The sequence below is a fragment of the Streptomyces sp. NPDC021020 genome, assembly GCF_044333285.1.
In the GTDB taxonomy this organism is placed as follows: Bacteria; Actinomycetota; Actinomycetes; order Streptomycetales; family Streptomycetaceae; genus Actinacidiphila.
The window spans coordinates 256,005-270,444 of record NZ_JBIRQQ010000012.1 but is presented as its reverse complement, the minus strand read 5'-3'; the positions used below and the strand labels follow the sequence as shown (position 1 = coordinate 270,444).

The window sequence follows — 14,440 nt, the reverse complement described above, 5'->3', positions numbered from 1 at the left end:
CTCCGGGTGATCCCGGACGTGTACGAGGGCGTGCGGAACCACGTCCCTGGCCCGTCGGGGCCTGTGGGGTCGTACGGGGTCGTTCGTCGGCCGCGCGTGCGGCGGGGGTCAGGGCGCGGCGGGGCCGAGGGCGGTGCCCGCCAGGCCGATCACCACCGGCACCACGCCGACCAGCAGGAACGCGGGCAGGAAGCACAGGCCCAGCGGTGCCGTGGCCAGCACCGCCGCCCGTCTGGCGGCGGCCTGCGCGGTGCGGCCCTGCGCCGCGCGCAGCTCGGCGGCCAGCCGGGCCATCTCCGCCACCGGCGCGCTGCCGGTCGTGGACGCCCTGGCCAGGCACCGGCCCAGCTCCCGGGCGGCGGATCCGCCGCCGAAGCGCAGCCAGCACTCCACCGGATCCCCGCCGAGCCGCAGTTCGGCCCGTGCTCGTATCAGCGCGGCTCCGAGCGGCCCGCCCAAGCACTCGCCCACCGCGCCCGCCGCCTCCCCGGGTGTCGCCCCGGCGGCCAGGCACGCGGCCATCAGGTCGGCGCACAGCGGGAGTTGCCCCGGGCCGGGCTCAGCGGCGGTCGTACGGCCCGCTGCCGCCCGGCGGCGCCTCCGCAGCCACCACCCGGCGGCCAGGGCCGTGAACAGCCCCAGAAGCACGCCCGACGCCCCGCCGACGCCCGCTCCCGCCACCAGCCCGGCCGCGGGCGCCGCTCCCCACCGCCGCGCCGCCCCGAGGGCCGCCCGGCGCAGACGGCCCGGCTCCGCCCGGCGCACCGGCGGCCCGCCGAGCACCGCCGCGATCCGCCGTGCCCTCTTCCGCCTCCCGCTGCCGAGCCCGGCGGCCACCGCGCCGCCCACCGCGAGCGCCGCCGCCACTGTCCCCAGGCTGTGGACAACCCCGCCGGCACCGACGACCCCGACCGCGAGCGCGTCCGCACCGCCCGGCATCCGGGACCGCCCCTCTGCCCGCCGGTGCGGCTCCGCCGGCGGACCACCCGGGTCTTCCGGGCCGGCAGTCGCGGGGGATCCGGCCGCGCGCATGATCCGCGCCGTCCAGGCGAGGCCCGCCCACTCCAGGACGCCCCCGGCCAGGAGGCACAGCAGGCCCGCGGGCGTGTGGAGCAGCACCCGGGCGGGATCGGCGCCCAGGCCCGCGCCGAGGAGGACGCCGAAGAGCGGGAGCAGCGCCAGCAGCGCCGCCGTGGAGCGCGGTCCGGCGAGCTGGGCCCGCAGGTCCTCGCGCTGATCGGCCTCGGCCCGCAGCGCTGCCGCCACCCGGTCGAGCGCGGCAGCCAGCCCCGCACCGCCGTCCACCGCGACCTGCCAGCAGGCCGCCACCGCCGTCAGGCCCTCCGTGCCCGCGGACAGCCGCGCGGCGTCCCGCAGCGCCTGCGGCACATCGCCGCCGAAGCGGGCGGCGGAGAGCAGCAGGCGGGCCGCACCGGACAGTCCGGGCGCCTCCTGCCACCCGGCGGCCCCGATCGTCTCGCCCAGCGCGGTGTGCGGCGGGCGCCCGGCCCGCAGCTCACCGGCCAGTGCCCCGCAGAGCGCCGCGACAGCCACCGCCCCGCGCTCGGCGGCGGCCCGGCGCGCCCGCCGGCGCAGCGCCCGCCCCACGAGGGGCACGGCGGCGGGAGCGGCGAGCAGCGGCAGCACCGACCGCGTCAGCACCGCCAGCGCCACGCCGACCGGCACGCACCACGCCTCCGGTCCCGCCCACCGCGCCACCCTCGCGGCCCACGCGTACCGCCCCGGCCCGCCGCGGGCGTACCCCTCGACGCGGCCGCGCAGCCCCGCGAGCGCCACCCGCAGCCGCTCCCCCGGCCCCGCGCGCCCGGCAGCCCGCTCCGCGCGGATCCCGCCCAGCACCCGGCGCGCCCGCCGCCGAGCCCCGCCTCCTTCGCGCCCCGCGGCCAGCAGCGCGGCAGCGCACAGCGCCGCGGCCCACACCGCCTGCCCCTCGGCCGTCATGCCGCACCCCCTGCGCACAGGGTCGCGAGCCGGGGCCAGCCGGGGCCGCGGGTCAGGGGCCCCGCGGGACCGTGGAGGGCCGGCAGGGTGGTGACCAGGCCGTCGGCGCCGCGGGTGAGGACGTGGATCTCGGCGACGCGGCGCAGCCCCGTCGCGTCGCGGGCCAGGTGGATGACCAGGGACAGGGCCGCCGCCAACTGGCTGTGCAGGGCGGCCCGGTCCAGGCCCGCGGTGGAGCCCAGCGCCTCCAGCCGGGCCGGGACGTCGGAGGCGGCGTTGGCGTGGACCGTGCCGCAGCCGCCTTCGTGGCCCGTGTTCAGGGCGCTGAGCAGATCCGTCACCTCGGCTCCGCGCACCTCGCCGACCACGAGCCGGTCAGGGCGCATGCGCAGCGCCTGCCGCACCAGCTCCCGCAGGGTGACCTCGCCCGCGCCCTCCTGGTTGGCGGGGCGGGCCTCCAGCCGGACGACGTGCGGGTGGTCGGGGCGCAGTTCGGCGGAATCCTCGGCCAGGACGATGCGCGCCCCCGGATCGACCAGGCCCAGCAGGCAGCTGAGCAGTGTCGTCTTCCCCGAGCCCGTGCCGCCGCTGATCATGAAGGACAGCCGCGCGTCGACCACCGCCCGCAGCACCGCGGCCGTCCCGGCGTCCACCGTGCCGGCGGCGACCAGTTCGGCGAGGGTGAAGGCACGCGAGCGCACCACGCGCAGCGACAGGCACGGGGATCCGACAACGACGGGCGGCAGCACGGCGTGCAGCCGGGTGCCGTCCGGCAGCCGGGCGTCGACCCAGGGGCGGGCGTCGTCGAGCCGGCGGCCCGCGGTGGTCGCGAGCCGCTGCGCGAGCCTGCGGACGGCGGCGGTGTCGGGGAAGCGGACGGCGGTGCGCTCCAGGCCCCGGCCGCGGTCGGTCCAGACCTCGCCGGGGCCGTTGACCAGGATGTCGGTGACCTCCGGGTCGGCCAGCAGGGCTTCCAGCGGGCCGGCCCCGACCAGTTCGGAGCGGAGGGCGCCGACCACGCCGAGGACCTCGGTGTCGCCGAGCAGCCGGCCCTGCGCACGCAGCGCGGCGGCGACCCCGGCGGGTGTGGCCTCGCCGCCGTGCTCGGCCAGGCGGAGGCGTACGGCGTCCAGCAGGGGCGTGGTCATGCCGCCACGCTCCCGTCGTCCGTGAGGGCCGCGGCGAGGAAGGCGGTGCAGAAGCGGGCCAGCGGGCCGCGGCCGGAGGAGCCCGGGGGCCCGCTGCTGCCGAGGGCGTCGGGCCCGCGCTCCGGGGGCAGTTCGCCCGCGGCCGGCAGTCCGACGAGCCGGGCGGTCTCGCGGCCGTCGAGCCCTTCGGCGAAGGGGCCGCGGACCACCACCCGCAGGTCCTTGAGCACCATCGTGAAGGCCGCGGCGACCCGGGTGGCCGCGGCCACCGCGCGCAGCTCGGCGGGCACGACCAGCAGGCCGATGTCGATCTGCGCCAGGGTCTCGGCCACCGCGTCGTCCACCCGGCGCGGCAGGTCGACGACCACGAGGCCGCCGCGCCGCCGGGCGGCGCTCAGCACGGACCGCATGGCGGGGGCCGGGATGACGACGGAGTCGCCGCGGTCCCAGCTGAGGACGCTCAGCGCGTCCAGCCGCGGCAGGGACTCCTCAAGGGCGCCGCTGTTGACGCGGCCGCGGGAATCGGCGAGCGCGGGCCAGCGCAGCCCGCCGGAGCGCTCGGCCCCGACGAGGATGTCGAGGCCGCCGCCGAGCGGATCGCCGTCGACGAGCATGGTGCGCCGCCCGGCCCGCGCGGAGGTGACGGCGAGGGCGCAGGCCAGGGTGCTGGCGCCGGCGCCGCCGCGGCCGCCGACCACCCCGACCGTCAGGGCGGGCCGCCCGACGCCCTCGGCGATGTCCGCGAGCCGGTCGACGAGCCAGGGTTCGGCGTCGGGCAGCAGCAGAACGTGGTCGGCCCCGATGTCGTGGGCGGTGCGCCAGACCTCCGCGTCGTCCGGATCCCGTCCGACGAGGAGGACCCCTTTCCTGCGCGGGATCCTGCGGATCCGGGCGGCCGACTCCACGCCGACCAGGACGAGCGGCGCGCCCTCCCAGCCCGGCGCGCGCGGTGGCGCCCCGAAGACGACTTCCGGTTCCGAGCCGGCGGCCGCACACAGCCGTAGCAGATCGTCGAGGAGACTTTCATCCTCCGTGACAATCAGCGGTCCGCCGGGTCCTTCGAGGGCGTCGGGACGCGCTCCGGGCGTAGTGGAACCAAACATTTCTCTTCCCCTTCGCTTGCCTTGCGGCGCACGGTCGGCGTCGCCGGCATCAGCTTGGGGCGAGAAGCGGGAATTGAGATGATCTTGGTCGGAAACTGTGGACAACTCGACGATTGTGGATAACTCGTCACTCACACAGGTGACTTCACGCCGACCTCGCAACGATTACGGACCGTCACACGTCGTACTCACAGGAGATCACCTGTGGACAAGGGAGGCTGGTGTGATCGAGGACGGCGCGGGACCCGGCCGAGAGCGGCAGAACGGGTCCGGACATGCGACGACCCCCGCCGGGGGGGAGAGCGGGGGTCGTCCCCACGGTCCGACTCGGGGGGGGAGGAGCCAGACCGGGTTAGCACGGTCGCGAACGATCCGTGACTTCCATGGTGTACCCGATGGCCTTCGAGAGCAAACCCACGCGCCTGACCTTACGCCGAATGGTGGTTGCCTATGCTCATCCCGTGGAAAACCACCTGCCACCGCGCACCGCGGCCTTCTTCGATCTCGACAAGACCGTGATCGCCAAGTCCAGCACACTCGCCTTCGGACGGTCCTTCTACCAGGGCGGTCTCATCAACAGGCGGGCGGTTTTGCGTACCGCATATGCCCAGTTCGTGTACCTCGTCGGGGGCGCGGATCACGACCAGATGGAAGGCATGCGCAAATACCTGTCCGATCTGTGCAAGGGATGGAATGTCCAGCAGGTGCGGGAGATCGTCGCCGAGACCCTGCACGACCTCATCGATCCGATCATCTACGACGAGGCGGCCTCGCTCATCGAGGAGCACCACGCCGCCGGGCGTGACGTCGTGATCGTCAGCGCGTCCGGCTCGGAGGTGGTCGAGCCGATCGGCGAGATGCTCGGCGCCGACCACGTCGTGGCCACCCGGATGGTGGTCGAGGACGGGGCGTACAACGGCGAGATCGAGCACTACGTCTACGGCCCGGCAAAGGCGGAGGCGATCGAGGAGCTGGCCCGCTCGCAGGGCTACGACCTGGAGCGCTCCTTCGCCTACAGCGATTCGGTGACCGACATCCCGATGCTGGAGACGGTCGGCCACCCCTACGCGGTCAACCCCGACCGGGCGCTGCGCAAGGAGGCGGTGGCCCGCGGGTGGCCCGCGCTCACCTTCAACCGCCCGGTCCGGCTCAACCAGCGGATCCCCACCCTGCCCATGCCGTCCGCCCCGGTGCTCGCCGCCGCCGCGGTGGGCGCGGCCGCCGCCACGGCAGGGCTGGTCTGGCTCGCCGCGCGGCGCCGCCGTCCCGCCGCCATGTCCTGATTGTCGGGTGCGGCACGAAAAGTAAAGAAGTGGAGCCAGAGGTTCCACCGGGGCGCGGTCGGGGGTAGAAAGGACGTAGCGGCCCGCGAGACCACGGACTTCCGAGAGGAAGACCGCAGTTCACAGCAGGTAGGCCCCACGGACCGAGCACGGAAGCCGGGCACCCACGCGCAGCCGACCCGCCAACCGGGCCAGCCGTACCAGGCAGCGGGCAAAGACCTCGCCCTGATCACGGCAGACATCGCGCACGCACTGGTCACCGGGCCGACGTGCCAGCGGCGGCATCGCAAGGTGCCGCCGCATTGCCATGTCCGGAAGGTCGCCCGGCCACGGAGCCGAACCGCGACCAAGACCCGAACCCGAACCGCGACCCGGGCCCGGACCAGGGCGCGTACGGAAGGCGGCGCCCCGCCCTCAGGCGGCGCCGCGCTGCAGCGCCTCGCAGACGGCGACGCTCTCGCGTACGCCCAGCTCCAGCGCCCGCCCGCAGTGGCCGATCCATTCCGCCATACCCTCGGCGGTGCCCGAGGCGTAGCCCTCCAGGGCGGTGAGGTAGGCGGCGGCGCCCAGTTCCGCGTAGCCGACCTCCGCCGGACAGATGGACTTCGGGTCCAGCCCCGTGCCGACCAGGACGATCCGTTCCGCCGCCCGCGCGACGGGCCCGTTGAAGGAGCCGAAGGGGCGCAGGCTCAGCAGTTCGCCGTGGACGACCGCCGCGACGACCAGCGCGGGAGCGGACGTACCCGCCAGCAGCAGCGCGGTGAGGCCGTCCAGCCGCGCGGTGACCTCGGGCGGCTTCGGCAGGTCCAGCTCCGCGGCGCCGACGAGCGGCTCGTCCACCGGCTCCCCGGCCAGCCGCGGCCGTCCGACAGCGGCGTTCGCCGCCGCGCCGCCGGCCGCCACCAGGTGCAGCCGGGCCAGCGCCTGCAGGGGTGAGCGGCGCCAGACGCCCAGCAGCTGGCCGGCCTCGGCGGTCAGCCGCAGCGCCGCGCCGACCGTACGGGCCTGCTCGTCCGCGGAGAAGTCGCTGCGGCGGCGCAGCTCCTCCAGCGGCCAGTCGGCGCCGGCCAGCGCCGCGGAGCCGCGCGCGCCGCGCAGTGCGACCTCCGCGGTGACCTCGTCCGACCTGCGGCGCATCACCCGGTGCCCGTACACCGCGTCCACTGCCCGGCGTACGGCGTCGACCGCCTCGGGGACGCCCGGCAAGATGCCGAGGGCGGCCAGCGGGTCGGTCGCCGAGAGTTCCTGGGCGGCTGGCTGGGCAGCGTTCATAGCCATGCCCAAGACCCTACGCACCCCGCGACAGGGCAAACGACCACGAACGAGTGGCCTTGCCCACTCCGTTTGGACAACATACGTAGCCATCCGACTACTCTTGGCGAACATGAAGATCGCTTTCGTCGGAAAGGGCGGCAGCGGCAAGACCACGCTGTCCTCGCTCTTCATCCGCCATCTCGCCGCCTCGCAGGTGCCGGTCGTCGCCGTCGACGCCGACATCAACCAGCACCTCGGCCCGGCGCTCGGCCTCGGCGAGGACGAGGCCGCCGCCCTTCCCGCGCTGGGCGCGCACCTGCCGCAGATCAAGGAGTATCTGCGCGGCGCCAATCCGCGGATCGCGTCCGCCGAGACGATGATCAAGACGACTCCGCCCGGCCCCGGCTCCCGCCTGCTGCGGCTCACCGGCGACGACGACAATCCCGTCTACGCGGCCTGCGCCCACCCCGTGGCGCTGGACGGCGGCACGGCGCGGCTGATGGTGACGGGCCCCTTCAACGAGGCGGACCTCGGCGTGGCCTGTTACCACTCCAAGGTCGGCGCCGTGGAGCTGTGCCTGAACCACCTCGTCGACGGCCGGGACGAATACCTGGTCGTCGACATGACGGCGGGCAGCGACTCGTTCGCCTCCGGCATGTTCACCCGCTTCGACCTGACCTTCCTGGTCGCCGAACCCACCCGCAAGGGCGTCGCCGTCTACCGGCAGTACCGCGACTACGCGCGCGACTACGGGGTCGCGCTCGCCGTGATCGGCAACAAGGTGCAGGGCGCGGACGACCTGGCCTTCCTCCGCGCCGAGGTCGGCGACGACCTCCTGGTCACGGTCGGGCACTCGGACTGGGTGCGGGCGATGGAGAAGGGGCGGCCGCCGCGGTTCGAGCAGCTGGAGGACGTCAACCGGCGGGCCCTGCGCACCATGCACGAGCGGGCCGACGCGGCGTACGAGCGGCGCGACTGGCAGCGCTACACGCAGCAGATGGCACTTTTCCACAGGAAGAACGCGGAAAGCTGGGGAAACTCGAAGACGGGGGCCGACCTGGCCGCGCAGATCGACCCCGGTTTCGTCCTGGACGAGAGCCTGCTGGGGACGGTCCCCGCGGCCGCCCGCGCGGAGTCGCTCAGCGCCCGTCCGGCCTGACGGGCTCGGCCGGGGCGGCGGCGGAGCCGGGCGCGCCCGGCGTCGGGGAGGCCGGGACGGCTCCTGCGCCCGCCGCCCCCTCGTCGACCGCGCTCGGCGTCGGCGTCGGGCGCATCAGCGCGGTCCAGCCGCCCTGCGGGGCCTGCCCGACGTCCAGCGCGCGCAGCCGGTCCAGCACCTTCGGATCCTGCGCGTCCAGCCAGTCGGCGAGCTGCGCGAAGGACACGCACCGCACGTCCGGCTTGCCGCACACGTCCCGAACGGTGTCCTCGACGGCCTTGAGATAGGCCCCGCCGTTCCACGACTCCAGGTGGCTCGCGACGACCAGCGGCGCGCGATTGCCCTGGTACGCGCGCGCGAAACCGGCCATCAGGCCGTCGTGCATCTGCTCCTGCCACGCGGCGTTCTGCTGCGGATCCTGGGCGCCGGCGACCGGGGTACCGGACTGGACCGACAGGAAGCCCTGGTCGGAGGCGGGTGTCTCGGTGTCCCGCCCGGGGACGGGCACCTCCTGGAGCGGGAAGCGCCACAGGCCGCCGGATCTCGCGGGCCACACCTGCGGCTGCGGGGTCGGGTCGGCGAGGTAGCGGAAGCCGGCCGCCGCGGCCGCCGCGGGCAGGCCCGCCGGGTCCGACAGGCACGGCGGGCGGCCGCCGACGACGGCCTTGGCGTAGTCGAAGGGGAGCGGGTCGGCCGCGGCCAGCCCGGTGGTGGTCTTCCACTGCCGCGTGAGGTCCCCGGCCTGCCGGATCTCCGCCCCCCACTCGGCCGCGGTCCACCCGCCGGACGCGGAATCGGGGCCGTCCGCGGCGTCGGCGGGGCCCGTACCACCGGGACTCCCCGCGCCGGCGGCCTCACCCGCGGCACCGGCCGTACCACCGGCGCCGCCCGGTCCCTCCCCCGCGTCGGGGGACGCGCCCGCGTCCTGCCCGCAGAAATGCCCGTTGAAGTACGTACCGATCTCGCTGCCGTCCGCCCAGGCGAGCCGCATCTGCTGGACCGTCGCGGCGACGGTCGCCGGGTCGCGCGGCAGGCCGGTGTCGGAGGTGCCGCGCGGATGCCGGGGCGGCGCGTAGAGGTCCGCGTGCCCGGCGGGCAGCAGGCTGACCCCGCTCACGAAGTACGTCATCGCGGCGCCGTCGCGCTCGCCGAACTCGCGGACGTACGACAGCAGCCGCCGGTCGTCCTGGACGGCGCCGTCCCACGAGAAGACGACGAACTGCGGCGGCCGCTCCCCCGGCCGCAGCTTGCGGGCGCCGGGTTGACGCGGCTGGGCGCTGGTGTCGGCGGTGGAGCCGTCGCCGATGAGCCGCAGCACCGGCGGGACCTGCGGCGCGCCCTCGACCCCGCGGGCGCCAGGCCCGTCGGCCCCGGCCCCGCTGCCGGGCGACGAGCACGCGGCGGCGCCGAGGGCCAGCACGACGGCGGTGACGACGGCGAAACCGGCGCGCGGCCGGGCAGGCAGCCGCGCGGGAGGGCCGGGCCGACCGGCCCGGACGGCGCGGCCCGCGCGGGCGCGGCGAGCACGGGAGGCGGGGAGCGGCTTGCGTACGGAGTGCATTCGTACCTCGCATCGCGGCAGGGCGTCGGCGTCAGGCGGCCACACGCCGACCCACGCTGGCACGCTCACCCTCCGCGTCCGACCCGCCGGGCCGTTTCATCATTCAAATCACTCGATAGACGTAAAAAAGCTCCCGATCAAACCTCCACACTTCACTCTCCGCACATGAACCATTACTGTCTTTTTACTGCCTCTTGGCAGTAGCAGTAGTGAGTGATGACGCCGTGCCACCGCGTCCCGCCGCCCACCGAAGGAGACGGGAAGTTGAGAATCCGCACCCCGATCCGCATCCCGGCCCGCGCCCCGGCCCCCTCTCCGGAGCACGCCCCGACCCGCCCCCCGGGCGACCTGCCCGCCTCGATCACCGTCTTCCTGATCGCCGTCCCGCTCTCCCTCGGCATCGCGCTGGCCACCGGCGCGCCGCTGCAGGCCGGTCTGGTCGCCGCGGTCGTCGGCGGCATCGTCGCGGGCGCGCTCGGCGGCGCGCCGCTCCAGGTCAGCGGGGCCGCCACCAGCCTGGTCGTCGTCACCGCCGGGCTCGTCGACCGCTACGGCTGGCGCGCCACCTGCGCCGTCACCGTGCTCGCGGGGCTCGCGCAACTGCTGCTGGGGGTGCTGCGGGTCGCCAGGGCGGCGCTCGCGGTGAGCCCGGCCATCGTGCACGGCATGCTCGCCGGCATCGGCGTGGTCATCGCCGTCGGCCAGCTGCACGTGGTGCTCGGCGGCAGCCCGCAGAATTCCGCCGTCGCCAACATCGAGGCGCTGCCGGGCCAGCTGACCGACAGCCATCCCGTCACCCCGCTCGTCGGCGCCGTCACCGTGGCCGTCCTGCTCGGCTGGCCGCGGCTGCGCGACCGGCTGGGCGAACGGGCGGGGGGCCGGGTGGGCGGCGTGCTGCGTACGGTCCCGGCGCCGCTCGCGGCGGTCGCGGTGGCGACGGCGGCGGCCGCGGGGCTGTCCGTGCCGCGCGTGGACCTGCCCGCGTGGCACGCTCCCGGGCTGCCGGAGGTACCGGACGGGCCGGTGCTCGGCGTCGTCGCGGTGGTCCTGACGGTGACGCTGGTGGCGAGCATGGAGTCGCTGCTGTCGGCGCTCGCGGTGGACGCCCTGCAGGCCGCCCGGCGCCCGGCGGCGCAGTCCCCGCCGGTCCGGCTGGACCGCGAGCTGCTGGGTCAGGGCGCGGCCAACGTGGTGTCGGGCCTGCTGGGCGGGCTGCCGATCGCGGGCGGCGCGATGCGCGGCTCGGCCAATGTCGCGGCAGGCGCGCGGACGCGCCGGGCCACCGTGCTGCACGGCGTGTGGGTGCTGGCGTGCGCGGGGCTGGCCGCCGGTGCGCTGGAGGCGATCCCGCTGGCCGCGCTCGCCGCGCTGGTGATGCTGGTCGGGGTGCGCATGGTGAGCTTCGCGCACATCCGCCATGTGCAGCGGCACCGCGAATTCCCGGTCTACGCGGCCACGCTGGGCACGGTCGTGGTCCTCGGGGTGCTCCAGGGGGTGGCGGCGGGCGTCGCGGTGGCGGCGGTGCTGGCCCTGCGCCGGCTGACGCACACCCGGATCACCGTCACGAAGGAATATGCCGGGGAAATAAAAGAAAGCCTAAAAAGCGATAAATCAGAAGAAAAAGAAGAAAGCCCGGGAAAGGTGCAGGACGCGTGTGCGCGGGTATCGGTACGCGTGACAGGGCAGTTGACCTTCCTCGCGGTCCCGCGGCTGACGCGGGCGCTCGCGCAGGTGCCGGACGGGGCGGAGGCGGTGGTGGAGCTGGACGGGTCGTTCATGGACCACGCGGCTTCCGAGGCGCTGCACAGCTGGTGCGCGCGGCACCGCGGCCGCGGCGGCCGGGTCGCGCTCGGCGACGGGGCGGGCCACGCCCTCCGCGAGCCGGCCCACACCCACGCCTGCCGCCCCTGGACGCCCTGGCTCAACCACCACTGCACGCGCCCGGAGCGGCAGCCGGCCACCGGCGGCGGGCAGTTGCTCGGCGGGGTCAGCGCCTTCCAGCGGCACACCGCGCCGCTGGTGCGCGAGGAGCTGGCGCGGCTGGCCCGCGAGGGGCAGCGGCCGACCCAGCTCTTCCTCACCTGCGCCGACTCCCGGCTGGTCACGAGCATGATCACGTCCAGCGGGCCGGGAGACCTCTTCACGGTGCGCAATGTCGGCAATCTGCTGCCGCCGCCCGGCGCGGACGCCTCCTGCGACTCGGTGGCCGCCGCCGTCGAGTACGCGGTGGAGGTGCTGGAGGTCGGCAGCATCACGGTGTGCGGGCATTCGGGCTGCGGGGCGATGGCCGCGCTGCTCGCCTCGGCCCCCGAGCCGGGCGCGCAGACCCCGCTGGCGCGCTGGCTGCGGCACGGGCGCCCGAGCCTGGCCCGTATGGCGCGGGGCCCCGGCGGCCCGGACGGCGGGGCGGTGCTGGCCGACCGGCCCGTCGCCGACGACCACGAGGCCCTGAGCCTGGCCAACGTGGTGCAGCAGCTCGACCACCTCGCCGCCCACCCGAGCGTGGCCCGCCGCATCGCCGGCGGAAAGCTCCAGCTGCACGGGATGTACTTCCACGTCGGCGAGGCGCAGGCTTATCTGCTGGATCATGCCTCCGGCATATTCGCCGCGGTACGACCGGACCCCGCACCCCCCGCGGAGGCCGCGGCCCCGGCAGCACCCCCGACACCACCGGGCGGCGACGGACCGGCGGCATACGGGCTGACCACAAAGGTCTAAACCACTTCCGGGCGAACCCTTGTCAGGGTGCCCCGCGGACTGGTGAGGTAGTGGCGGGACATCTGGGAGACCCTGACAAGGAGCTGGCGTGAGCAGCAATGAGAGCCTGGCCAACCTGCTGAAGGAGGAGCGGCGGTTCGAGCCGCCGGCAGAGCTGGCAGCCGCCGCGAATGTCACCGCGGCGGCGTACGAGCAGGCCGCGGCCGACCGGCTGGGCTTCTGGGCCGAGCAGGCCCGGCGGCTGACCTGGGCGACCGAGCCGACCCAGACGCTGGACTGGTCGAACCCGCCCTTCGCGAAGTGGTTCGCGGACGGCGAGCTGAACGTGGCGTACAACTGCGTCGACCGGCACGTCGAGGCCGGCCACGGCGACCGTATCGCCCTGCATTTCGAGGGAGAGCCGGGCGACAGCCGGGCGATCAGCTACGCCGAGCTGAAGGACGAGGTCTGCCGCGCCGCCAACGCGCTGGCCGAGCTGGGCGTGGGCAAGGGCGACCGGGTCGCGGTCTACCTGCCGATGATCCCCGAGGCCGTCGTGGCGATGCTGGCGTGCGCGCGGATCGGCGCGGCCCACTCCGTGGTCTTCGGCGGCTTCTCGGCCGACGCCGTCGCGTCCCGTATCGACGACGCCGACGCCAAGCTGGTCATCACCGCCGACGGCGGCTACCGGCGCGGCAAGCCCTCCGCGCTGAAGCCCGCCATAGACGACGCGGTGTCGCGCACCCCGCAGGTCGAGCACGTGCTGGTGGTCCGCCGCACCGGGCAGGAGGTGGCCTGGACCGAGGGTCGCGACCTGTGGTGGCACGAGGTGACCGGCCGCCAGTCGACCGAGCACACCCCGGAGGCCTTCGAGGCCGAGCACCCGCTGTTCATCCTCTACACCTCGGGCACCACGGGGAAGCCGAAGGGCATCCTGCACACCTCCGGCGGCTACCTGACGCAGGCCAGCTACACCCACCACGCCGTCTTCGACCTCAAGCCGGATCGGGACGTCTACTGGTGCACCGCCGACATCGGCTGGGTCACCGGGCACTCCTACATCGTCTACGGCCCGCTCTCCAACGGCGCCACGCAGGTGATCTACGAGGGCACCCCGGACACCCCGCACCAGGGCCGCTTCTGGGAGATCGTGCAGAAGTACGGTGTGACGATCCTCTACACCGCGCCCACCGCGATCCGCACGTTCATGAAGTGGGGCGACGCGATCCCGGCGAAGTTCGACCTGAGCAGCCTGCGGGTGCTGGGCAGCGTCGGCGAGCCGATCAACCCCGAGGCGTGGATCTGGTACCGCGAGAACATCGGCGCGGGCAAGACCCCGGTCGTCGACACGTGGTGGCAGACGGAGACGGGCGCGATGATGATCAGCCCGCTGCCCGGCGTCACCGCCGCCAAGCCCGGCTCGGCGCAGACCCCGCTGCCCGGCATCGCGGCCACCGTCGTGGACGACGAGGGCCACGAGGTGCCCGACGGCGCCGGCGGCTACCTGGTGCTGACCGAGCCGTGGCCGTCGATGCTGCGCACCATCTGGGGCGACGACCAGCGCTACCTCGACACGTACTGGTCCCGCTTCCCGGGCCGCTACTTCGCGGGCGACGGCGCCAAGAAGGACGACGACGGCGACATCTGGCTGCTCGGCCGGGTCGACGACGTCATGCTGGTGTCCGGCCACAACATCTCGACGACCGAGGTCGAGTCGGCGCTCGTGTCGCACCCGAAGGTCGCCGAGTCCGCGGTCGTCGGCGCCGCCGACGAGACGACCGGGCAGGCCATCGTCGCGTTCGTGATCCTGCGCGGCTCCGCCGAGGACAGCGCCGAGCTGGTCGCGTCGCTGCGCGACCACGTCGGCAGGACCCTCGGCCCGATCGCCAAGCCCAAGCGCGTCCTGGTCGTCTCCGAGCTGCCCAAGACCCGCTCCGGCAAGATCATGCGCCGCCTGCTGCGGGACGTCGCGGAGAACCGCGAGCTCGGTGACGTCACCACCCTCACCGACTCCTCGGTGATGGACCTGATCCAGACCAAGCTGCCGAGCGCGTCCAGCGAGGACTGACCCGGCCGATGCCGTGAGGGCGCCCCGCCGGCCACCGGCAGGGCGCCCTCACGCCTTCCCGCGCCCCGCACGCGCGCCCCGCACGACCCCGGCCGCGCGCCCCTCGCCCGTTCGGGCCAGTACAGGGGCCCGCCGCGCGCAGGGCCGGGGCACGCTGGGAGGGCGACACCGGACCAGGAGCGGGGCAAGAATGCTCCCGATGCAA

At 75.0% G+C, this 14,440-nt stretch carries 9 protein-coding genes; 4 read left to right on the top strand and 5 right to left on the bottom strand.

What is annotated here, in order from left to right:
- Window positions 1–108 precede the first annotated feature (108 nt).
- From ACH4SL_RS31625 to ssd, 3 genes are read right to left on the bottom strand one after another with little or no spacing between them, the layout of a single operon-like run.
- On the bottom strand, window positions 109–1,962 hold the full coding sequence (locus ACH4SL_RS31625; RefSeq protein ID WP_398451953.1) for a type II secretion system F family protein: 1,854 nt from the start codon (window positions 1,960–1,962) through the stop codon (window positions 109–111).
- Window positions 1,959–3,110 (bottom strand): TadA family conjugal transfer-associated ATPase, encoded by a 1,152-nt coding sequence (locus ACH4SL_RS31620; protein WP_398451951.1) that lies wholly within the window; start codon window positions 3,108–3,110, stop codon window positions 1,959–1,961. The genes ACH4SL_RS31625 and ACH4SL_RS31620 overlap by 4 nt, the downstream gene beginning before the upstream one ends.
- Window positions 3,107–4,213, bottom strand: coding sequence for a septum site-determining protein Ssd (gene ssd / locus ACH4SL_RS31615; protein WP_398451949.1), 1,107 nt, complete (start codon window positions 4,211–4,213; stop codon window positions 3,107–3,109). Before ssd ends, ACH4SL_RS31620 begins: the two co-directional genes overlap by 4 nt.
- Window positions 4,214–4,650: 437 nt before the next feature.
- On the opposite strand from ssd, the gene ACH4SL_RS31610 reads away from it, so the two are divergent.
- Entirely contained in the window at window positions 4,651–5,496 is an 846-nt protein-coding gene (locus ACH4SL_RS31610) for an HAD family hydrolase (RefSeq protein WP_398451946.1), read from the top strand.
- Window positions 5,497–5,910: 414 nt separating this feature from the next.
- On the opposite strand, the gene ACH4SL_RS31605 is transcribed toward ACH4SL_RS31610, so the two are convergent.
- Window positions 5,911–6,768: an oxidoreductase gene (locus ACH4SL_RS31605; protein WP_398452037.1), complete on the bottom strand. Its 858-nt coding sequence runs from the start codon at window positions 6,766–6,768 to the stop codon at window positions 5,911–5,913.
- Window positions 6,769–6,880: 112 nt separating this feature from the next.
- On the opposite strand from ACH4SL_RS31605, the gene ACH4SL_RS31600 reads away from it, so the two are divergent.
- Complete coding sequence (locus ACH4SL_RS31600; protein WP_398451943.1) at window positions 6,881–7,909, top strand: ATP-binding protein; 1,029 nt, start codon at window positions 6,881–6,883, stop codon at window positions 7,907–7,909.
- On the opposite strand, the gene ACH4SL_RS31595 is transcribed toward ACH4SL_RS31600, so the two are convergent.
- The gene (locus ACH4SL_RS31595; RefSeq protein ID WP_398451940.1) at window positions 7,890–9,470 is read right to left on the bottom strand and encodes a hypothetical protein; all 1,581 of its coding nucleotides are present in this window, start codon (window positions 9,468–9,470) and stop codon (window positions 7,890–7,892) included. The two genes, ACH4SL_RS31600 and ACH4SL_RS31595, sit on opposite strands and share 20 nt — an antisense overlap.
- Window positions 9,471–9,686: 216 nt before the next feature.
- Between ACH4SL_RS31595 and ACH4SL_RS31590 the strand changes: the two genes are divergently transcribed.
- Both ACH4SL_RS31590 and acs read left to right on the top strand, forming a co-directional pair.
- Complete coding sequence (locus tag ACH4SL_RS31590) at window positions 9,687–12,188, top strand: bifunctional SulP family inorganic anion transporter/carbonic anhydrase (RefSeq protein WP_398451937.1); 2,502 nt, start codon at window positions 9,687–9,689, stop codon at window positions 12,186–12,188.
- A gap of 88 nt (window positions 12,189–12,276) precedes the next feature.
- The gene (acs, locus tag ACH4SL_RS31585) at window positions 12,277–14,235 is read left to right on the top strand and encodes an acetate--CoA ligase (RefSeq protein WP_398451934.1); all 1,959 of its coding nucleotides are present in this window, start codon (window positions 12,277–12,279) and stop codon (window positions 14,233–14,235) included.
- Window positions 14,236–14,440 lie beyond the last annotated feature (205 nt).

Bases quoted from the DNA above. Each gene is read 5' to 3' on its own strand.
- ACH4SL_RS31625 (WP_398451953.1), bottom strand. From the start codon at position 1,962: ATGACGGCCGAGGGGCAGGCGGTGTGGGCCGCGGCGCTGTGCGCTGCC.
- ACH4SL_RS31620 (WP_398451951.1), bottom strand. From the start codon at position 3,110: ATGACCACGCCCCTGCTGGACGCCGTACGCCTCCGCCTGGCCGAGCAC.
- ssd (WP_398451949.1), bottom strand. From the start codon at position 4,213: ATGTTTGGTTCCACTACGCCCGGAGCGCGTCCCGACGCCCTCGAAGGA.
- ACH4SL_RS31610 (WP_398451946.1), top strand. From the start codon at position 4,651: ATGGTGGTTGCCTATGCTCATCCCGTGGAAAACCACCTGCCACCGCGC.
- ACH4SL_RS31605 (WP_398452037.1), bottom strand. From the start codon at position 6,768: ATGAACGCTGCCCAGCCAGCCGCCCAGGAACTCTCGGCGACCGACCCG.
- ACH4SL_RS31600 (WP_398451943.1), top strand. From the start codon at position 6,881: ATGAAGATCGCTTTCGTCGGAAAGGGCGGCAGCGGCAAGACCACGCTG.
- ACH4SL_RS31595 (WP_398451940.1), bottom strand. From the start codon at position 9,470: ATGCACTCCGTACGCAAGCCGCTCCCCGCCTCCCGTGCTCGCCGCGCC.
- ACH4SL_RS31590 (WP_398451937.1), top strand. From the start codon at position 9,687: ATGACGCCGTGCCACCGCGTCCCGCCGCCCACCGAAGGAGACGGGAAG.